The sequence below is a fragment of the Arthrospiribacter ruber genome (genome assembly GCF_019343195.1).
Taxonomy (GTDB): Bacteria; Bacteroidota; Bacteroidia; order Cytophagales; family Cyclobacteriaceae; genus Arthrospiribacter; species Arthrospiribacter ruber.
This window is the reverse complement of the sequence record NZ_RPHB01000009.1, coordinates 148,477-170,065: the sequence shown is the minus strand read 5'-3', so window position 1 is coordinate 170,065 and position 21,589 is coordinate 148,477. Positions and strand designations below refer to the sequence as shown.

11 protein-coding genes are annotated in these 21,589 nt (G+C 41.8%); 2 read left to right on the top strand and 9 right to left on the bottom strand.

What is annotated here, in order from left to right; genetic code table 11:
* Nucleotides 1-77: 77 nt before the first annotated feature.
* The 3 genes from EGN73_RS18265 to EGN73_RS18255 form a co-directional block, all read right to left on the bottom strand.
* A complete protein-coding gene (locus tag EGN73_RS18265) occupies nt 78-12,023 on the bottom strand; it encodes an MBG domain-containing protein (RefSeq protein WP_219293067.1) in 11,946 nt (3,981 codons plus the stop codon).
* Nucleotides 12,024-12,390: 367 nt separating this feature from the next.
* Entirely contained in the window at nt 12,391-13,611 is a 1,221-nt protein-coding gene (locus tag EGN73_RS18260) for a helix-turn-helix domain-containing protein (RefSeq protein ID WP_219293066.1), read from the bottom strand.
* A 76-nt stretch (nt 13,612-13,687) separates the two neighbouring features.
* On the bottom strand, nt 13,688-14,404 hold the full coding sequence (locus tag EGN73_RS18255) for an acyl-[acyl-carrier-protein] thioesterase (protein WP_219293065.1): 717 nt from the start codon (nt 14,402-14,404) through the stop codon (nt 13,688-13,690).
* A 259-nt stretch (nt 14,405-14,663) separates the two neighbouring features.
* Between EGN73_RS18255 and EGN73_RS18250 the strand changes: the two genes are divergently transcribed.
* Nucleotides 14,664-15,071, top strand: coding sequence for a hypothetical protein (locus tag EGN73_RS18250; RefSeq protein WP_219293064.1), 408 nt, complete (start codon nt 14,664-14,666; stop codon nt 15,069-15,071).
* Here EGN73_RS18250 and EGN73_RS18245 read toward each other — a convergent pair.
* Nucleotides 15,058-16,230, bottom strand: a complete 1,173-nt coding sequence (locus EGN73_RS18245) for an MFS transporter (protein WP_219293063.1) — start codon at nt 16,228-16,230, stop codon at nt 15,058-15,060. The two genes, EGN73_RS18250 and EGN73_RS18245, sit on opposite strands and share 14 nt — an antisense overlap.
* Nucleotides 16,231-16,341: 111 nt before the next feature.
* Between EGN73_RS18245 and EGN73_RS18240 the strand changes: the two genes are divergently transcribed.
* Nucleotides 16,342-16,887, top strand: a complete 546-nt coding sequence (locus EGN73_RS18240; protein WP_219293062.1) for a cupin domain-containing protein — start codon at nt 16,342-16,344, stop codon at nt 16,885-16,887.
* Nucleotides 16,888-17,080: 193 nt separating this feature from the next.
* On the opposite strand, the gene EGN73_RS18235 is transcribed toward EGN73_RS18240, so the two are convergent.
* The 5 genes from EGN73_RS18235 to trxA form a co-directional block, all read right to left on the bottom strand.
* Nucleotides 17,081-17,563: a DUF6691 family protein gene (locus EGN73_RS18235; RefSeq protein WP_219293060.1), complete on the bottom strand. Its 483-nt coding sequence runs from the start codon at nt 17,561-17,563 to the stop codon at nt 17,081-17,083.
* Nucleotides 17,564-17,575: 12 nt separating this feature from the next.
* The gene (locus EGN73_RS18230; protein ID WP_219293058.1) at nt 17,576-18,157 is read right to left on the bottom strand and encodes a YeeE/YedE family protein; all 582 of its coding nucleotides are present in this window, start codon (nt 18,155-18,157) and stop codon (nt 17,576-17,578) included.
* Between the two features lie 23 nt (nt 18,158-18,180).
* Complete coding sequence (locus EGN73_RS18225; RefSeq protein WP_219293056.1) at nt 18,181-19,548, bottom strand: OprD family outer membrane porin; 1,368 nt, start codon at nt 19,546-19,548, stop codon at nt 18,181-18,183.
* 127 nt (nt 19,549-19,675) lie between these two features.
* A complete protein-coding gene (locus tag EGN73_RS18220) occupies nt 19,676-21,097 on the bottom strand; it encodes an MBL fold metallo-hydrolase (RefSeq protein WP_219293054.1) in 1,422 nt (473 codons plus the stop codon).
* Nucleotides 21,098-21,182: 85 nt separating this feature from the next.
* Nucleotides 21,183-21,503, bottom strand: coding sequence for a thioredoxin (trxA, locus tag EGN73_RS18215; RefSeq protein ID WP_219293052.1), 321 nt, complete (start codon nt 21,501-21,503; stop codon nt 21,183-21,185).
* Between the last annotated feature and the right edge of the window lie 86 nt (nt 21,504-21,589).

Below are 21,589 nucleotides of genomic sequence, written 5' to 3'. Positions count from 1 at the left end.
GTTTGGAATGTTAGATTCTGAAATGAGTTTTTGTAAGGCGGGATGTCTTTGCGCATCCCGCCTCTTATTGAATAGTCTTATTTTCTGATCAAGTTGAGTATGCCTCTTCTTGATTCACCTGTCTCCTGAACTTCAAGGACCCAATAGTAGGAGCCCACCGGCAGTTCTTTTCCGTTGTGGGTTCCGTCCCATCTGTGGTCTGGATTGTTGGTGACAAAGACTTGTAGGCCACTTCTTTCAAATACCCTTATAGTGACACCTTGATAAAATCTCAGGTCAGGGATGCCCCATGTATCATTTACCCCGTCTCCGTTTGGAGTGAAGCTGTTGAAGACTGTAATGTCAGAAACCGATTTTCTCACTCTTCTAATCTCAAAGGTTTTGGTCAGTATATTTCCGTCTCTGTCATTTACTTGAACATGGACCGTGAATTCATTTCTACCTTCAACCTGTTCTGCACTGCTCCAGAAGAGCATTTTGTCGATGATTTCAAAGTACCTGTTGTCCCCTGCATCCCCAGCCAGTGCTATCACATGGGTTTCATCTATTGGATCAACTACAGAGAAACCTCCCACATGGATGAAGAACTCTGTTGCCGAACCTTCAAATGTATTGTTGCTTAGCAATAAGTCTTCAGGAGCAGGTTTTGCGAGTACCCTAACTTTAAGGATTCCTTTCAGTCCTTCTTCATTCAATACCCCTTCCGGTAGCTTGATTGAGCCGGAGATTTCGTATTCTCCTCGTGAAAGGAGATTGAGGTTGGCAAGGTCCCAGGTAACTTCAAATTCCAGGAATCTTCCATCTTCAGTCATTATGGTGATGGTTTGTGGCAATTCCGGTGAGCTGTTCCATGCTGTCTCCACATCTGCCGGACTGATTACAGCTTCTAACCTTGCAGGGATAATACTGAATTCATTTCCTGTGAAGGTGATGGTGTAATTGTCTCCTGCATAGATGGAACCTAACTGAATTGGGTAATTCCCGACATTTTCACCCTCAATTCTTTCCAATGTGCCACTAAGCAGGTCTTTATTGTCCTCTAACTTAAATCCGACAGCAGTGAATGTAAATACAGGATCTTCTGTACCATATATTTTAAACTGTCCATGGTCCACTGTGAGCTCAAGTATTGCAGGAGAGACTTCCAATTGGCCACTTTCTATAGTTATGGTGTAATTGCCATCTTCCGCTCCGATCAGTTCGATTGGGTAAGTACCAATATTCGAATGAAGATTTGCAGAAGTGGAGATTTTCGGCTCCGTACTGATGCGAGTGTCCCCATTGACCAACCCTGTATAGGTAAAGGTCAAGATTGGATTTTCATCACCATATACTTTGACTTTGTCATCAGCAGTAATAGTCAATGCCTTTTTGCCTACCGTCAAGGTTCCATTCTCTAAGGTGATTTTGTAATTCTCATCTGATCCCCCTTCTAGTAGGATAGGGTAAGTTCCTGCATTGGAACTTTGATTGGCTGTGGTAGAGATTACAGGTTCATTATCAATTTTCTGATCATTATTGACCAGCCCGGAGTAAGTAAAGGTTAGTGCAGGATTCTCTTCGCCGTAGATTTTGCTCTTGTTATCTGCGGTGATTACGAGTGTCTTTTTGGTGATGGTAAAGTCAGCTCCCTTGAAGTCAATCTCGTAATTGTCTCCTGCACTTAAGCTTCCCAAGTTGATGGCATAGTTGCCTACATTCTCACCTGCTGTTCTTGCCAAGGCTCCGGAAATTACATCCTCATCATCTCCATTTTCAAAACCAATTGCTTTGAAAGTGAATACAGGGTCTGCTGCTCCGTAAACTTTGCTTTGTCCTGCATCCGCAGTGATTACGAGTGTCTTTTTGGTGATCGCAAAGTCCGCTCCCTTGAAGTCAATCGCGTAATTGTCTCCTGCGCTTAAGCTTCCCAGGTTGATGGCGTAGTTACCTACATTTTCTCCTGCGGTTCTGGCCAAAGTTCCAGTCAACACATCCTCGTCATCATCATTTTCAAAACCTGAAGCTTTGAAGGTGAATACCGGATCTGCTGTACCGTAGATTTTGGATTGACCTGCTTCAGCTGTAACTGTCAAGGTAGCTTTTGTGATAGCGAAATCCGCTCCCTTGAAGTCAATCCCGTAATTGTCTCCGGCACTTAAGCTACCCAGGTTGATGGCATAGTTGCCTACATTCTCACCTGCGGTTCTGGCCAAAGTTCCAGTCAACACATCCTCGTCATCATCATTTTCAAAACCTGAAGCTTTGAAAGTAAAGACAGGATCTGCTGCTCCGTAAACTTTGCTCTGTCCTGCATCCGCAGTGATGACAAGCGTCTTTTTGGTGATGGTAAATTCAGCTCCCTTGAAGTCAATCGCGTAATTGTCTCCTGCACTTAAGCTTCCCAGATTGATGGCGTAGTTACCGACATTTTCTCCTGCGACTCTGGACAATGTTCCAGTCAACACATCCTCGTCATCATCATTTTCAAAACCTGAAGCTTTGAAGGTAAATACAGGGTCTGCTGCACCGTAAACTTTGCTCTGTCCTGCATCGGCAGTGATGACCAAGGTCTTTTTGGTGATGGTAAAGTCAGCTCCCTTGAAGTCAATCTCGTAATTGTCTCCTGCGCTTAAGCTGCCCAAATTGATGGCGTAGTTACCTACATTTTCACCTGCGGCTCTTGCCAAGGCACCGGAAAGTACCTCCTCGTCATCTCCATTTTCAAAACCTGTTGCTTTGAAAGTAAAGACAGGGTCTGCGGCACCGTAAACTTTGCTTTGTCCTGCATCGGCAGTGATGACCAAGGTCTTTTTGGTGATGGTAAAGTCAGCACTGTTGAAGTCAATCTCGTAATTGTCTCCTGCACTTAAACTTCCCAAGTTGATGGCATAGTTGCCTACATTTTCCCCTGCTGTTCTTGCCAAAGTTCCAGTCAACACCTCTTCATCATCATCATTTTCAAAACCAATTGCTTTGAAAGTGAATACAGGGTCTGCGGCACCGTAAACTTTGCTCTGTCCAGCATCTGCGGTGATTACGAGTGTCTTTTTGGTGATGGAAAAGTCAGCACTGTTGAAGTCAATCTCGTAATTGTCTCCTGCACTTAAGCTTCCCAGATTGATGGCATAGTTGCCTACATTTTCACCTGCGGCTCTTGCCAAGGCTCCGGAAAGTACCTCCTCGTCATCTCCATTTTCAAAACCCGTTGCTTTGAAGGTGAATACAGGGTCTGCTGCTCCGTAAACTTTACTTTGCCCTGCATCTGCGGTGATTACGAGTGTCTTTTTGATGATGGTGAAGTCCGCACTGTTGAAGTCAATCTCGTAATTGTCTCCGGCACTTAAGCTTCCCAGATTGATGGCGTAGTTGCCTACATTTTCCCCTGCTGTTCTTGCCAAGGTTCCAGTAAGTACGTCCTCGTCATCATCATTTTCAAAACCTGTTGCTTTGAAAGTAAAGACAGGATCTGCGGCACCGTAAACTTTGCTCTGTCCTGCATCGGCAGTGATGACAAGTGTCTTTTTGGTGATAGCGAAGTCAGCACTGTTGAAGTCGATCACATAGTTCTCACCTGCGCTAAGGCTTCCTAGGTTGATGGCATAGTTGCCTACATTTTCACCTGCGGCTCTTGCCAAGGCACCGGAAAGTACCTCCTCGTCATCTCCATTTTCAAAACCTGTTGCTTTGAAAGTAAAGACAGGATCTGCTGCTCCGTAAACTTTGCTCTGTCCTGCATCAGCTGTAACTGTCAAGGTAGCTTTTGTGATAGCGAAATCCGCTCCCTTGAAGTCAATCTCGTAATTGTCTCCTGCACTTAAGCTGCCCAAATTGATGGCGTAGTTACCGACATTTTCTCCTGCGACTCTGGACAATGTTCCAGTCAACACATCCTCGTCATCATCATTTTCAAAACCTGAAGCTTTGAAGGTAAATACAGGGTCTGCTGCACCGTAAACTTTGCTCTGTCCTGCATCGGCAGTGATGACCAAGGTCTTTTTGGTGATGGTGAAGTCCGCTCCATTGAAATCAATGGCATAATTGTCTCCGGCGCTCAGGCTGCCTAAGTTGATGGCATAGTTGCCTACATTCTCACCTGCTGTTCTTGCCAAAGTTCCAGTCAACACATCTTCATCATCATCATTTTCAAAATCTGTTGCTTTGAAAGTGAATACAGGATCTGTTGAACCGTAAACTTTGCTTTGTCCTGCATCGGCAGTGATGACCAAGGTCTTTTTGGTGATGGTAAAGTCAGCCCCGTTGAAGTCAATCTCGTAATTGTTTCCGGCACTTAAGCTTCCCAGGTTGATGGCGTAGTTGCCTACATTTTCTCCTGCTGCTCTTGCCAAGGTTCCGGAAAGCATATCCTCATCATCTCCATTTTCAAAACCTGTTGCTTTGAAGGTAAAGACAGGGTCTGCTGCACCGTAAACTTTGCTCTGTCCTGCATCGGCAGTGATCACAAGTGTCTTTTTGGTGATGGTGAAGTCAGCTCCCTTGAAGTCAATCTCGTAATTGTCTCCGGCACTTAAGCTTCCCAGGTTGATGGCATAGTTGCCTACATTCTCCCCTGCTGCTCTTGCCAAGGCTCCGGAAATTACATCCTCATCATCTCCGTTCTCAAAACCTGTTGCTTTGAAAGTAAAGACAGGGTCTGCTGCTCCGTAAACTTTGCTTTGTCCTGCATCCGCAGTGATTACGAGTGTCTTTTTGGTGATCGCAAAGTCCGCTCCCTTGAAGTCAATCGCGTAATTGTCTCCTGCGCTTAAGCTTCCCAGGTTGATGGCGTAGTTACCTACATTTTCTCCTGCGGTTCTGGCCAAAGTTCCAGTCAACACATCCTCGTCATCATCATTTTCAAAACCTGAAGCTTTGAAGGTGAATACCGGATCTGCTGTACCGTAGATTTTGGATTGACCTGCTTCAGCTGTAACTGTCAAGGTAGCTTTTGTGATAGCGAAATCCGCTCCCTTGAAGTCAATCCCGTAATTGTCTCCGGCACTTAAGCTACCCAGGTTGATGGCATAGTTGCCTACATTTTCACCTGCGACTCTGGACAATGTTCCAGTCAACACATCCTCGTCATCATCATTTTCAAAACCTGTTGCTTTGAAGGTAAAGACAGGGTCTGCTGCTCCGTAAACTTTGCTCTGTCCTGCATCGGCAGTGATGACAAGTGTCTTTTTGGTGATAGCGAAGTCAGCACTGTTGAAGTCGATCACATAGTTCTCACCTGCGCTAAGGCTTCCTAGGTTGATGGCATAGTTGCCTACATTCTCCCCTGCGGCTCTGGACAATGTTCCAGTCAACACATCCTCATCGTCTCCATTTTCAAAACCTGAAGCTTTGAAGGTAAATACAGGGTCTGCTGCTCCGTAAACTTTGCTCTGTCCTGAATCGGCAGTGATCACAAGTGTCTTTTTGGTGATGGTGAAGTCAGCACTGTTGAAGTCAATGTCGTAATTGTCTCCTGCACTTAAGCTTCCCAAGTTGATGGCATAGTTGCCTACATTTTCACCTGTGGCTCTTGCCAAGGCTCCGGAAATTACATCCTCATCATCTCCGTTCTCAAAACCTGTTGCTTTGAAAGTAAAGACAGGGTCTGCCGCTCCGTAAACCTTGCTTTGTCCTGCATCCGCATTGATTACGAGTGTCTTTTTGGTGATGGTGAAGTCAGCACTGTTGAAGTCAATGTCGTAATTGTCTCCTGCGCTTAAGCTTCCCAAGTTGATGGCATAGTTGCCTACATTTTCACCTGTGGCTCTTGCCAAGGCTCCGGAAATTACATCCTCATCATCTCCGTTCTCAAAACCTGTTGCTTTGAAAGTAAAGACAGGGTCTGCCGCTCCGTAAACCTTGCTTTGTCCGGTATCTACGATTACAGATAACTGTTTTGCAGTAATTTGGAAAGTAATGTTGTCGGTGAATTCGATTTTGTAATTACTAGCCAGGAAGTCTCCATTATCTTCCAAAGCCAAGGTTCCAATGTTAATATTATAGTTGTTGACATTTTCACCGCTTTTCCTGCCAAGATTACCTATTAATGAAGGTGTCTCATTTTGGACTTGGCCGTTGAAGGTATAGGTGAATATTGGATCAATGCTTCCATATATTTTTGATTGATTGCTATCTGGAGTTACGCTGATGCTAGCAGGTGTAATGTCAGCGGTGCTTGTAGGGGCGTTTATCAGGCTAAGTGTGTAATTGTCAGCTCGAGTGCCGGACAATCCCGCAGAAGAAATCTGAACTGACCTATTTTCTCCAACATTAGGGGAGTTGAATTTCAGAACAACATTGTCAAGGGAAACATCATCACTTCCTGCAATTCCGGATAAGCTCAAATTATTGGTGTTAAATACAGCTGCTTCCGACCCATCGTAAATTTTGTCAAGAGCTGTAAAACTACCTGAAATCAAAAGTTCCTTTTTACTTACTTCAACTTCAAAAGCATCTGTGAAAACTGAATTACAGACTCCGCTTTTTACTTCTGCTCTGTAATACCAGGTTCCAGTTTCAGCAGGACTTTCTTCGTACACTTTAGAAGTTATAGCTAAGTCCATCCACGTTCCACTGTCACCTTGTCTTCTTTGCCACTTGATTACTTCTCCTATGTTTCCTGAAAGAACCAGATCCCCTGTACTTTCTCCATAGGTGATGGAATTTTGTCCAGTGATGTGGCCGGAAACTGTAGCTTCATCTACTGTCACCACTATTGAATTAGAAGGTAATGCTTTGCTCCAGTCACTTTCGCATTCCACTTTTGCCAATCTCCTAAACCAAGTAGTATTTGCTAATGTGCTGCTTTGGTAAGATGCAGAATTTGAATTGGATATGTCTGTCCAATTGCTGTCATCAAAGCCTAGACCTGATGGATCTAGGGTAGTGAATTGCCACATGAACTCCAAGGTTCCTGTTTCTCCACTAGGGCTTTGGTTATTGGTGAAAATTGTTGGGGCAGTTTCAAAACAAATCGTTTGAGTACCGGTGATTTCCCCTGCATTATCAGGATTTAGACAATCTTTTTCCCTGAATATCACATAAACTCCATCACCTATTGGATCGCCTTCTATCAGGCTTGGATCTGAGTTGTAGCGGATATTTTCTATTGAAACCAAATCTGACAATCCTTCACTATCAGAGATACTTCCTGAGAAAAGTTTGGCAGTGCCCCCTGGTCCAACAGTTATCGTTGGATTTCCAGTGATTAAGATATTGCCACCAGTAGGATCACCTGCTGACTTATTGATATCTGCAATTAATTGAATGGCATTTGTGGAGGAATTGGTAGTGGTGATACTTTGGTTGATTTTTAAGTCTCCTCCAAGAGTAGAAATGTCAATCAAACCGCTTACACTTATCTCTCCAAGTACCAATTCATTTTGACCAAAAATCTGGAGGTTTGCTGCACTTGACACCGAAACACTACCGCCGAAATCATTGCTTTCATGCGATAAAGTAATATTGTCAGTTGCTTCTAAATTGGAGTCCCCTCCAATGATCAATCCCCCTAATGAAGCTGAAATTCTTCCGGTACTTAGTGCAGTGAAGTTTCCACCAGTTTTGATAAAAGAACCTGGTGTTGAAACATTGATCCCATTTCTCGCTGATGCAGTTGGTTTGCCATCAAGAAAAATGTATCCGTTTTCATTTTCCAAAATACCAATTGCACTAGGGTTAAACCAACTATCACCTAAGGCAATAGCATCCGAAATACCTCTAGCAATTCCATTTATCGTGATATTGCCATTGTTTGAAGTTTTTATCGTTGCTCCAATGCTTACCCCTCTACCATTTGAAACGCTGTTCGATGCTTTACCATTAATTGTAATATTTCCTCCTGCTGCATTTATTGAGCCATTGATTGTCACTCCACGATTTCGTGCAGAATTTTCATCTGTAGAAGGAACGCTTGAATCTCCAAAAGCAAAACCTACCAAAGGATCAGAACCTCCACCCATAATTATATCTCCACCGCCTGAATTAACTGAAGAACCTTGAAGCATCCATACTTTGCCATAATTAGCATCGGTTGCTTCATTGTTACCACTTGCACGGCTCCATAATTTCAAATTATTGGCAAATGGGCTGCTTACATTAGCATTTGAATTAAAAATGATGCTCCCATTGGATTTAATAGTTAAAGGATCATGGTAAGTAATGTCTCCTTCTAATGTTATAAGCCCGGTTTGATTATTCCCTACAATTATTTCCGAGAACCCATCAGCAAAATGGGTACTGAAGTTATTTGAAGAAAGCAATAAACTTCCTGCAGTCCCTCCAATACCAATAGAGGTGTTGGGGTCAATAGGGTAAATGTTTAATTTCCCGTCTTCTGATATTAGGGTAGCAGTTCCATTGATATTGATTTTATTAGCAGTAAGGTCTATGTTACCTCCCTGGGCATCAAGGGTAATCAAACCTCCGCCACCACCGACGATGTGAATAGGGTTGCCGTTGGTAGTTGGCAGTTCCCCTTGGACAAAAATGGAATTTGTAGCAGAAACATTTAATTCGGATCCACCACTTCCTGAGGTGGAAAGTGATACTCCCCTGGCCCCTGCGGCGGTACTTGCACTTGAACCAATCAAATGAATATTTGCTCCGTTTAAATCTACATTTCTATTTGAGCTGTTGTTGGAGATCAACCTGATCCCAAAATTATTCGTGCTCTTACCAATCAACCTTATATCTCCAGTACCACTGTTAAGACTAGCAGATTCCACATTGATAGCATATCCGGCAACTGTCGCTCCTTCTGGCCCTGTAAGGTCATTCCAGATTTCTTCTGCCTGACCTGACCCCATCCAAATATGACCGCCGTTGGTATTGATGCTGGCAAGTTCATTGATGTTGATATTGCCTGTGCCATTGGCTATTGCATCAGACCAGAGTACCAAAGAGGCATTTTCTCCTACCTGACCTGTCAAGGAACTGGATGCCAACATTTCGATTTGTCCGGAGGACTTTAGGGTCAGGTTGTCTTTGAATGTAGTACTGCCTCCTATTGTGATTTTTCCAGTTTCTGCTGATCCAATTATTATTTCTTTGAATCCGTTTTCAAAGTTTTCGCTAAGTATAGTGGAGCTTACTTGAAGTGTACCTGTAGCACCTCCGAGACCAATAGTCGTATTAATAGTTCTTGGTCTAACGATTAAAGAGCCTTCATCCCCTCTAAATCTCACAATGCTTGCAACATTTATTTCATTGGCTTCCAAAATTATTTTTCCTCCTGCCAAAGCATTTGAATCATCCCTAGATTCTGAAATACCATTTGTATAATCAATATCTGAAGAGTTTGCATGAAGTCCTGTTGTACCATTAAGCAATAATGTTCCAGTATCAACCCTCAGGGTTCCTCCGTTGAGCCGGATACCATCATTGTCGCTGTTGGCACTGATAGAAGGATTGCCTCCTCCAGTTCCGATTAGGGTTAAATTCCCAGAGCCTTTTACGATAATTGAAGAATTTGAATTAGTGAAAATCCCGTGATTTCCACCTCCATTGGAGCCGGCATTTTGTCCTCCAGCTTTGCCTTCGAGTAATATGTTTCCAGAGCCAGTAATAATGGTATTTTCTACTCCTATACCCCAGTTGCCTCTATTGGTGTCAGAGCTCGTGTTGGCGTTTGGTGAACCTTCGCCGAGAATTGTAATGTCATTTCCGGTCATGTCCATCCTGTTTATCCTGGTTCCAATCCCAAATCTGTACGTTGTTTGGGTGGATTTACCATTTAGGTACAGGTTTCCTTCGCCGGCATTGATTGAGCTTCCAACAGCATTGATACCGGCATAAGTTTCAGAAACACCTGTTGCAGTATTTGTGAGACCTACAGCATAGCTGTCACCGACAGTCAACCCGTTCCATAATTCCGTGGAGCCCCCACCTCCAATCCAAATATGACCGTTGTTACTTGAAATACTTGTATTAGAGTCAAAGAGAACTCCTCCAGATTGATCAGCATCAGTGTCTGCCCAAAAAATTAGATTGAGGTTGTTACCTGATGCAGTAATCTCTTTCTCATCGGTCAATACAATGTCTCTGGAAGATTGGAAGGTAAGCGTTCTAGAAGTTGTTAAAGCAATTTGTATATTTTCTCGAATCACAACATCCCCATCACAAGACTCAATGACCAAATCTCCAGTATTTTGTAGGTAGTCTACAATTACAGAAGCTGGTACAGTTGCATTTCCTGAAGTTTTCAGAACACCTCCATCGATAGAATAAGCAGCTCCTAAAGCAGTTGAGCCAATGGTTATGGTACCTGTGCAAGGAATAGCTATTGTCGTGAAACTCTCCACTCCCCCGTAGCTTGTTCCCTCAGAATTGGTGGCATAAGCTTGGAAATAGTAGGTAGTCGAAGGTTCCAAACCTGATACTGTCTCTTGGAAAGTGCCAGTACCGCTCCCAACTACCACATTGGTTACTCCACTTTCACCAATGGTTGGAGTATTGTCAGAACTGGAATAAACGAAACCTCGGGCAGAAACTGCGGAGCCTCCATCTGAGGTTACATCACCATTTAAAGTGGCTTCCGACGAATTGATTGAAGAGGCAGTGTTTGAATTAACACTTGGAGCTGAAATTACAATTTCAGCTGGCTCAAAATTGATATTATCTAAACCAATATATATATTGTTAAAAGGGGCATCATCTTCGGGGAAAAATCTGATCTCATCAATATTACTCCAACCTATTCCGAAAGTGAGTGTTCCTGAATTACTTCCATCTTGATCAAAATCCTCTCTGATATAACCAATAGCAGCATTTCCAATACCATAAGTCCCAGAGGCTTTTACCTCAAATCCAGTCACGCTAACTACTTCTATTCCATCATCATACCCTTTAATCGAATAGACCTCAGACACTTGCCCATTGGAATGTCCAAAAAATTCTGCCACAAATGATACAATTCTAAAATTATTTGAAGGATTTGCACTATTAAAGCTTACATACCCTCCCGGAGAATCACTTATCAATACCACTGCACTACCTGAAAAAAGTGGACTTAATGTGATTGCTTGGCCAACTGCGTTGCCGATTCCTACATAAGCATCACTACCAGTATATGTAATGCATTGATAAGTTATTGAACCCCTGTAATCAATATCTTCATAACTCCCAAAGTTCTGATCGGGTGGAGTACTACAATCCAAATCAGTTGTAAAACTCTCCACTCCCCCATAGCTCGTCCCCTGACTATTGGTGGCATAAGCCTGAAAATAATAAGTTGTCGAAGGGCTTAATCCAGAAACCGTCTCATTGAAAGTACCCGTACCACTTCCTGATGTCACATTGGTTACTCCTGATCCCCCTATAGTTGGGGTATTGTTTGAACTGGAATATACAAAACCTCGGGCAGTGACAGTGGCTCCACCATCAGAGGTTACATTGCCATTGAAGGTAGTTCCTGTGGCAAAAATAGAGGATGCAGCCGAGGTGGATATGGTCGGCAAAGCAACTACTACACTTGGATTTTCAAATACAAAAGTGTTAAAAGATTGAGTAACAGATCCATTCTGATTTGAAATCTCCACTCTATTAACATTTTCAAAATCAGTATTTAGATTGATCTGAATATAAGCACCAGGGCTAATGGTTTGGGTTTGTGTAGCTACGGGTATTCCATCCCGGAAACCCGAAATTAAAAAATTTGGAGACTCGCCTAATTCATCAAATACTTTGAAGCTTTTTAGAGAAAACGAATTACCTGATCCGCTTTCAATTATCAATCTATTTATTGGTAATCCCATCCAACTGCCATCATCAATAAAGAAATAGTGTGACTCTCTTGGGGGAGCATAGTCTAAAACCAAGATATTTCCTATTTTCCCTCCACTCGAATTAACTCCATAGATATTATAGGTAATGCCTGGTATGTCAGTTGAACCGGCAGCCCCATCAGTCAATGTATTTCCGTGATGGCCTACTTCTGTAAACTTTAAAGTACCGGCCTGTCCAAAAGCTTGCATCGGAAAAATGAAACCTATAATTATCAACACCATAAAAAGTGTATAGAGACCATTCTGAAGTATTGAACTTTTCATGTAGTTATAGTGGCTTTTTGAAGTGGCACATAAAATCTCTGACGAATTCATAAAATGAAATTTAGTGTGGGGGTGATTTTTAGAATTAAATGATTGGTAAATCACACCAAACTCACCCCGATTTTCAACTTTTATTTGTTTCAAATTCCGTTTTTGAAACACAAAGTCAGAGAACTCCGAAAAATTTAAAATGAAATGCAAAAAGCTTATGTTAAAAAAAGAAGGTTAAAAAAAATATTTGAGGAGTGGTATCGTTGCGTAAAGATTTTGCAGTATTTTGATTAACAATAGCTTAATTTTCTTAAACAAAAAGTAGTGTTACTGGTTATAAAATCCTGTAAAAAGTCAAACTTCACAATAACAAGTGTTATGCTCCATTTTGGAATTTTTTCCAGTATTCGCTGGGACTACAGCCCTTATATTTTTTGAATGCATTGAAAAAGGTTGTTCGTGAATTGAAGCCTACCTCTTCTCCTAATGCCTCCAGGGTAAAATCATCCAAATACCCATTTTCAATTTTATCAACTGCATAAGTAATTCGCATTTCATTGACAATCTCATTGAAACCCTTGCCATAGGCCAATTTGATGCATGTTGAAAGGGTTTTTGGAGAGGAACCAATCCTGTCTGACATAACCTTGAGGTTTAGGCTTTTTTCTTGAAAAATCTTTTCGTTTTCCAGAAGGTATTTCAATGCTTCTATTGTTTTGTTCTCTGTTTTGGCTACCAATTGTTCATTTTTTTCAACTTCTGAGTGGTATTTTGTTACGTCTTGCTGTCTTAGAGATATAGTTTGACCTACTTCATTCTGATTTGATCCAAAGTCTTTCTGGGGATCAAATTGATACACTATTTCAGGCTTGAAGTTGACATAAATATTCAGAACCAAAATCCCGATCAATGAAATATGAATCGTGATTTGCCCTAAGAAAAAAGTATTACCTCCGAAATTGAAATATCCAAGCAAAACATAGAGTAGGTTAGAAAAAACAATCCAGCCCATTAGGAAAATAGCAATGGATAGCCAATCCTTCAAGGTATCCATATTGAATCTTTGCAAAAAATCAGGTCTGATCTGAAGCACTAAATGAATACAATAAATATAGTAAAGGGTCTGAAGAAAGATTCTGAACGAGTAGTGAAAAGACATAGGAATCAGACCGCTGCCCAAATAATTGATTTGATTTGGAGAGGCTATGATAGCTTGGGCCATTTCCAGTTTCACTTCTGTTGGAAGTAAATAAAACGGGATCAACTCCAGTAAATGAACCAATGCCGGAATAAAATGTATCCAATCTAAAGGTTGTAGTCCCCGAAGTCCCTTAACTGAATTTCTTACATAAAAATAAAAAAACGGAGCACATAGGTACATAAAAGGACTGAAGGACCTTAACAAATGAGGCTTGTCCAGAATATATTCTGCCTCAATCCATAAAAAATAGGTTAGGATAAATAAATTATACATCAATAGTGACCAACCCAACATGGTATTCGGGTAGTAACCTTTGCCCTTGTTGACTATCAAAAAAATGCTGTTGACAGTGCCCAAGGATAAAAGAATAATAATAAGGAGTAAGCCTACGCTCATGTCAAAATCAGTAAATCAGAGGTTTTGATAATGTTTGGTTCTAATCTAAAATCCTAAAAAACTTAATGTATAGAATTCAGGTTATATCTACAATAAAAAACACCTTACTTTCAGAAATTCCTGCCAAAATGTTTTTTGTATGGCTAAAATCCCCTTTGATCGTAACAGTCTCTCCAATCCGCGCTTCAGACAGGTAATTGATGCAAAGTTTATTGAATTTTTTTTTCTGTTCTATAGCGAAATCTTCAACCCATCTGATATAGCTGACATTGTTGACATGGTTGTTCATGTCCAGATCAGAAGCTCGGACGTTGAATGCTGTGGAAAGATCTCCCGTTTCAGAAAAAGTGATTTTGGGTGGCAATTGTGAATCGTCTTCAGTCAGTGCAAATAATTCCGACGGCAAGACCTGACTTGGTCTTTTCGGTCTTTTGCTTTTGACATCCAAAAGCAACCATGCAGACATGGCTTCAGCGAGTACCTCACCTGCTTGGTCTATCACTTCAAATTCCCTCAAGGCAAAAAGTCCGGAAATTCCCCTGCCAGCAGTTTTTACTGTGATGAGCTCTCCCCATGAAGGCATGCGGTGTACTTGAATCTGAAACCTCGAAAGCACCCACATCAGTCCTTTTTCAAACAGCTCCTGCCCAAATCCACGGCTATCAGCATGCTTCCAGGCTGTTTCCTGAAGTAAGTCTCCCAGTGATGCCCATCTCAGCTTTCCTGATGGATTGATCTGAAAAGAGAGAACTTCAAATTCTTTTTCAAATTGAAAGGGCTTCTTTGGGGTCATTTGGTGATTATTGAACTTGACAAGGTTTTTAAATTTCTTTCCTCTACTTTTTCCTGGAATTTACCGGGACTTTCTTCTAAACTTAGGAATATTTCAAAAATTTAGCACTACAGATTGTTTTTTATTGGCGTAGCCTATTGATTATGAGTGCGTAATAAATTAACTTTTGAAAATTATTCTCCTTATGAAATGTATACTTACATTACTTTTATTTATGAATTTATCCTTGTCAGCCTTAGGCCAAAAACCAATTCCGACTATGCCTTTCAAGCATTTTACCCATCAAGACTTCATCGACCTAGCTGAGGAAAATGATACCTTGATGGCTGTGGTCAATTTTTTCTTCAGGAAAAGAAATGAGGCTAAGACTGGATATTATATTGCTGGTGGATCTTATTTTCTAATGCCTATTTTGCTTACTGGCACTGCCTTGACTTCCCAAAGTGATCCCAATGAATTTCTGCCTGCTGTAATTTCAGTTTATTCTACAGCATTTCTGGGGGTTTTGACTTTTTCTACGGTCAATACTATCCGATATCCGAAAAGGGAACTCCTTCAGGTGATCAAAGATTACAGGCTAAACGGAAAAATCCTGGAAAAATATCTTGGAAGACTTAAATCTAAGGATTTTCCTCCTGGGTCCTTGACCAAACCTATTGGACAGTAGTTTTCTCCGGTGCATTTAGGCTACTAAACACATCCATTTTAAGGCTGGATAACAATACTATCCCAAATCCAGCAAAGGCGACCAACACAAATGAAGCTTTCAGGGAAAGGAGCTCGGCAATAAACCCAATTAGTGGTGGTCCAATCAAAAATCCAAAGAATGATATGGTAGAAATAATCGCCAAAGCCACGCTGGGAGGATAATCCTTGGAGCGACCCGCTATACTGTAGGAAGTAGGTACAATGGAGGCCACTCCCAATCCGACCAGAAGAAAGCCAACAGTAGCAGTTACTGGCTCAGGGAATATTACTGACACGAGCAATCCGGTGAAAATCAGGAAGCCGCTTGACCTAAGAATTACAATCCTTCCAAACTTATTGATCAGCCTGTCCGTAATAAATCTGCCTCCTGCCATTGCTCCCATAAAAGCCACATATCCCAAGGCTACAAATCTGGCCTCTATTTCCACTACCTTTTTGAAGTATACCCCGCTCCAGTCAAACATGCAGCCTTCGCTCAGCATCCCCAAAAAAGCGATGCCTCCAATCCGCAATAGAAGACCTTCAGGTTTTTTGAAAACCATTCCGGAACTTCCCCCGCTTCTTTTGTCCTGAACCAAGTAGCTATTGGTAAGCAGTATGATAAGAATGGTGATTACAGAGATTATCAGAAAGTGTTGTCTGGGTAAGAAATCCCAGTAAATCATCATTGCGCCTATGCCCGCTCCGGTAAAACCTGCAAGACTCCAAAGGCCATGGAGCGAAGCAAGAATACTTCGGCCATAACTGTCCTCCAGGGCCAAGGCCTGGGTATTGAGGGAGATATTCATCATGTTACCGATCATTCCAAAAATGACAACCACAGGAATCAGCATCCATAAACTGTCGCTAAAGCCAATAAGCGGAAGAAAAACAGCATAACTCAAAGCCGATATGATTACCACTATTCTGCTTCCGAAACGATGTGCAGCCCAACCGGCCAAAGGTAGTGCCACCATAGACCCTATAGGCAAACCCAATAGCAAGGTGCCCAACTGTGCTTCAGATAGGGAGAATTTCATCTGAATATCCGGGATCCGGGAAGCCCAAGAGGCAAAGCTCAGTCCTGCCAAAAAAAACAGGCCGCCGATCGCTAACCTTCTTTTGGATAGTGGGTTCATTTATTACAATAGCTTAGGTTTGAGCCCGCAATCTACAAGGAAAAAACAGAATAATAATTGGTTTTCCTTGAAAGGTTTTATAGTTTAGGATTTGACTAAATAATAAGCCAAATGAAAAAAACAATCGTTAATCCTTTGTTCAAAGATAAAGTCACTTTTGTCCAAACAGCAAAGGAAAGCAACGGGAAAATTACAGAACTTTTATTAGAATTGAACCCAAAGGGAGGTAATCCAGTACACCTTCACAAGACTTTCACAGAGACTTTTACAGCAGTAAAAGGAAAGCTTGGCCTAAAACAGAAAGGGGGTAAAACTATTATTTTAAATCCTGGAGAATCTTACAAAGTTGAAAAAAACGAATGGCATGGATTTTACAATCCCGAAGACCAGCCTATAGAATTCAATATCAAAATTGAGCCCGGACATCAGGGTTTTGAGTATGCACTCAGAATCATGTATGGGTTGGCAGAAGATGGACTGACCGATAAAAACGGCATACCAAAGGATTTGGGAGTTGCTTTTATCCTGGCCGGGATGAACGATTCTTTTATCGACAGTTTCTTTTTCAGACTCATTTCTCCTCTAGGTTTTTTTCTGGCCAACAAAGCCATCAAAAAAGGAGTCAAAGATGAATTGATCAAAAAGTATTGTATCTAAAACAATGATACAAACAGAAGGTTGTTAGGGAAAGCAACAGTTTATGGAATTTGTAATAGCAGGCTCGGTCATATTTGTAGCCATATTGATGATCAGAGCTATCATCAAAAGAGTGTTTGATTGAAGAAGCCACCCTTTCTACATGGAAAAGGTGGCTTTCAGTTTCTTTGCTCAAGATATCAAAAACTTGAAATCAGTTTGGAAGCTTGTGTGCAAACCTGCCGTATACCCATGTACCGACTATAGCAGAAAGTAAAGTGACTGCTACCACCGTAAATCCTGTTCCGATCTGAGCATATAATGGTCCAGGGCAAGCACCTGTGATAGCCCATCCCAAGCCGAATAAAAATCCGCCAATGATCTGACCTTTCCGGAATTCTTTTTTGGGGATATCGATCACTTCGCCTTTCATGGTTTTGATATTAAATTTTTTGATCAGTTGAATGGAAATGACACCTACCGCAATTGCACTTCCTATGATTCCATACATGTGGAAAGATTGAAGTCTGAACATTTCCTGTATTCTAAACCAGGAAATAACTTCAGCTTTGACAAATAAAATCCCGAAAATAACACCTACGATCAGGTATTTAAGAAGATTTTCACTTTGCTGCTGCATATTTGGTGAATCACATACAGCGTCATTATTTTGAATTTTTGATTCTTTTGTTTTCATCGTATCAGTATTTTAGAATCCTGCCCAAGCCATCAAGGGACCAAGAAGAAAATGAGTGGTGAAAAAACCACCGATCATAAAGAAAATAGTGGCAACTACTGATGGCCACTGCAGGGCACTGATGCCCATAATGGCGTGGCCGGAAGTACATCCTCCGGCATACCTAGTGCCAAAGCCTACCATAAATCCTCCAAACACGAAGAAAATCAATCCTTTTAGGGTAAACAGGTTTTCCCAATTGAAAATCTCAGCTGGAAGAAGCTTGGAATAATCGGTAATACCCAAAGCCGCCAAATCTCTTTGTGTAGATTCTGCCACTACAATGGTGTTGGGATCGGAGAGAAAAGATGAAGCGACGATTCCACCTATCAGAATCCCAAGTACAAATGTCATGTTCCACATTTCCTTTCTCCAGTTATATTGGAAAAAGGGGATGTTGGCAGGAGCACACATCGCACAGACATGTCTGAGTGAAGAAGATATTCCGAAAGATTTATTTCCTATCAGCAAAAGTACCGGGACTGTAAGTCCAATAAGTGGGCCTGCTACATACCAAGGCCAAGGTTGTCTCAGCCATTCCATAAATTGTTCCATATAATTTGTTTTTTTGTTTCGTATTAAAATTTGTAATCCATAATCAAGTTGAAATTCCACAGGTCGACCCTGTTTATTCTATATCTGTCAGGTACGTTAGTACCGTCTTTTGCGGTTTTGTTGGCGACCAAAAGCTGCATATTTAAGCCATCAAAATAGCCATTAAATTGATAAGAAGCCATGCCGGTAAAGTGATAGTAGGAAGGAATCCCATATTTATTGGATCTAAAATCATCTATACCGGAATGTAATACCGACCCTGCTCCCAGTTGCATCAATAAACCTTCCACAGGGGTAGATTGCTCATATTTGAAAACCAGTGCGCTCATGTCTCCGCTACCTTCATACCTTTCCCTTGGTAAACTGGCAAAGAAACTTTCTCTTCCCCATTCTCTGGGGAAAAGGAACCTTCCCTTGTCATTGATGCCCAGATAATTGACGGACAATTGATGCCTTTGGAAAAACCAACCCAACTTTGCACCAATTCCGCTTGCGCTTTCATCAGGCATGATATAGGCTTTTTGCATATCAGGATTGCCTCCCTGCCCCAAGGCGAATTGGTGGAAGCCTTGTATGCCAGCTTGTAGTTTTGATCCGTTTTGTAAGGTTTTTATGTATTCTGCCTGCCCAAAACTGATATTGAAAACATGGTCGGCGGTATAGTTCCATGCTTGGGCACTAAGCCCGCTTTTATGGTACTGCCATCCAAAGACACCAATACCCCTGGAGGATACATTTCCTTTGTAACCGGAAGGCTCACCTAGTGGATTTCTTCCAAAAGGATAAACTCCAAATGAATCCTCAATGCTGTACCAATCTACTGTACCCCTTATGGTTACAGATGATAGCCACATGCCTGTGACTTTCCAGTTTGTATGACTATATGTAGCTGATAATCCTCCGAAGACATTTGGACGCATCCTGTTGTCCTGTTCGTTGAGAAGGGGACTATGAACCTTCTGACGTCCGAGTTTTAGTCTTAGGTTTTTGATTTTATAGCTTAAATATAGCTCCTCCAACCTATCCAGCTTGTTGGTATTGGTGATGTCATTCATGTCATATAGCAGAATTTCATACCTGTTACCGGCCCCAGTGCTTGGATCTGCAATCCGGATATTGTTTTCAAAGAGCTGAAAGGTGAAGAAACCGTTAAACCTCAGTTGAAAGCCTTTCCACTCCGGACTGGTATATCCAATGCCCGCCCCAGCGGCCAATGTGCTGTAATTGAGCAATTCACCTTTGTTGATCGTAGACATGAAAAAAGATTTAACGTGAAAGTCAATTTCACCTTTTTTCAACTCCTCCCCCAATGTAAGTGGAATGCTATCTACGCTGGCCTGGGCCCAATTGCCAAATATCAGGAAAGCCAACACTGAAACTGTCCTTGTCATTTTCAAAACTCAGGATTTTGAATCTTTGTTCTTGTGACTATTATCACTTAACCATTCTCCAAACTAAAAATGGCAGAGCTCATGTCTCTGCCATTTTAAAGTTTTTACGAATGTACTACGGCTTCTCTTACAGCAAAGTAGTAGGACAAACATAGTCGCTGACTTTGATGTCACCGGAGTCTTTGATGGCTGCAAAACCACCTTTGACGTCGATGAGATTTTCAAAACCCCTTGCTTTTAAGATGGATACAAAAATCATAGACCTGTAACCACCTGCACAATGCACATAGTAAGTTTTATCTTTGTCCACTTTGGACATGCTTTCATTGATATAGTCCAAAGGTGCGTTTTCGGCACCTAATACATGTTCACTAAGAAATTCTGAATTTTTCCTTACATCCAATACTTCTAAGTTTTGGTCTTTTTCCATCAAGGAAGCCAATTCTCCGGCAGAAATTGAGGTGATGGTATCCACTTCTTTTCCTTCGCTTTTCCAAGCTTCAAAACCGCCTTTCAAAAACCCGATGGCATGGTCATATCCCACTCTGGCAAGCCTTGTAACTACCTCTTCTTCCCTTCCTTCTTCAGCTATGATAAGAATCTCCTGCTTCAGGTCAGGGATCAAAGCACCTACCCATACGGCAAAACTACCGTCAATACCTATATTGATTGAGTTTGGAACGAAACCTTTTGCAAATACCTGTGCTGCTCGAGTATCCAATAGTACCGCCCCTGTTTCGTTGGCAGCAGCTTCAAATGCAGCAGGACTGAGTGGGTTAATACCTCTGTTCAGTACTTCGTCAATAGAATCATACCCTTGAATGTTCATCATCACATTTTGCGGGAAATAGGATGGGGGAGGGGTAAGTCCTGTAGTGACCTCTTTTATAAATTCCTCCTTGGTCATTTCCTGCAAGGCGTAATTGGTTTTCTTCTGGTTGCCCAAAGTATCCGTGGTTTCTTTGCTCATGTTTTTACCGCAAGCACTTCCTGCTCCATGGGCAGGATAGACAATGATGTCATCTGCAAGAGGCATGATTTTATTTCTCAAAGAATCATAGAGGTGGCCGGCCAGTTTGTCCTGTGTCAGGTCTTTTACTACCTTTTGGGCCAGGTCAGGCCTTCCTACATCTCCTATGAAAAGGGTGTCTCCTGTGAATAAAGCCTCTTCTTTTCCTTCTTCATTGGTCAATAAATAGCAGGTGCTTTCCATGGTATGTCCGGGAGTGTGGATTACCCTGAATTTCGCTTTGCCAAGTTGGAATTCCTGTCCGTCTTCTGCGATGATCGCATCAAATCCCATTTTCATGCTAGTTGGGCCAAAGACAATAGGCGCCCCGGTTTTGGCCGAAAGGTCCTTATGACCCGATACAAAATCAGCATGGAAGTGTGTCTCAAAGACATATTTGATGCTTGCCCCTCTTCTTTCTGCTTTTTCAATATAAGGCTGCACTTCTCTAAGTGGATCAATGATAGCCGCTTCTCCATCTGACTCAATGTAATAGGCTCCCTGAGCCAGGCATCCGGTGTATATTTGTTCTATAATCATGATTTTCTCTTTTATTTTTGTTGATGATACAATATTAAAGCAAAGGCAAATCTGTCAAAATGACTTTTGTCACTTAAGTGTTATTTCAGGAAGTGACCTGTGTGTTTTGTCTGATGATCGTGGTCAGCTGATGCGCAGGTACTACTCCGGACTGACGCCAGAGGATTTTTCCTTTGTGGAAAAGTATAAGTGTAGGCACTCCTCTGACCTGGTATTTATTGGCGGCGAGCTGGTTTTTGTCTACATCCACTTTGATGATCTTTACAGCTTCTCCCAATTGTCTGGAAGTATCCTCCAGAATAGGTTGCATCATTTTGCATGGGCCACACCAGGTGGCGTAGAAATCCACCAATATTGGCGTATCTCCATCTATCAGTTCGCTGAATGTTTTAGGCTTTTCGCTCATGGTGTTTTGATTTTAAGTATGATACAAATGTACCCAATGACAAGAGGGTTTTCAGTAATTTTTATCACATTCCCTTAAATGCTGTT

Excerpts from the sequence above, each read along its gene's own strand:
- EGN73_RS18265 (WP_219293067.1), bottom strand. The coding sequence starts at position 12,023 with ATGAAAAGTTCAATACTTCAGAATGGTCTCTATACACTTTTTATGGTG.
- EGN73_RS18260 (WP_219293066.1), bottom strand. The coding sequence starts at position 13,611 with ATGAGCGTAGGCTTACTCCTTATTATTATTCTTTTATCCTTGGGCACT.
- EGN73_RS18255 (WP_219293065.1), bottom strand. The coding sequence starts at position 14,404 with ATGACCCCAAAGAAGCCCTTTCAATTTGAAAAAGAATTTGAAGTTCTC.
- EGN73_RS18250 (WP_219293064.1), top strand. The coding sequence starts at position 14,664 with ATGCCTTTCAAGCATTTTACCCATCAAGACTTCATCGACCTAGCTGAG.
- EGN73_RS18245 (WP_219293063.1), bottom strand. The coding sequence starts at position 16,230 with ATGAACCCACTATCCAAAAGAAGGTTAGCGATCGGCGGCCTGTTTTTT.
- EGN73_RS18240 (WP_219293062.1), top strand. The coding sequence starts at position 16,342 with ATGAAAAAAACAATCGTTAATCCTTTGTTCAAAGATAAAGTCACTTTT.
- EGN73_RS18235 (WP_219293060.1), bottom strand. The coding sequence starts at position 17,563 with ATGAAAACAAAAGAATCAAAAATTCAAAATAATGACGCTGTATGTGAT.
- EGN73_RS18230 (WP_219293058.1), bottom strand. The coding sequence starts at position 18,157 with ATGGAACAATTTATGGAATGGCTGAGACAACCTTGGCCTTGGTATGTA.
- EGN73_RS18225 (WP_219293056.1), bottom strand. The coding sequence starts at position 19,548 with ATGACAAGGACAGTTTCAGTGTTGGCTTTCCTGATATTTGGCAATTGG.
- EGN73_RS18220 (WP_219293054.1), bottom strand. The coding sequence starts at position 21,097 with ATGATTATAGAACAAATATACACCGGATGCCTGGCTCAGGGAGCCTAT.
- trxA (WP_219293052.1), bottom strand. The coding sequence starts at position 21,503 with ATGAGCGAAAAGCCTAAAACATTCAGCGAACTGATAGATGGAGATACG.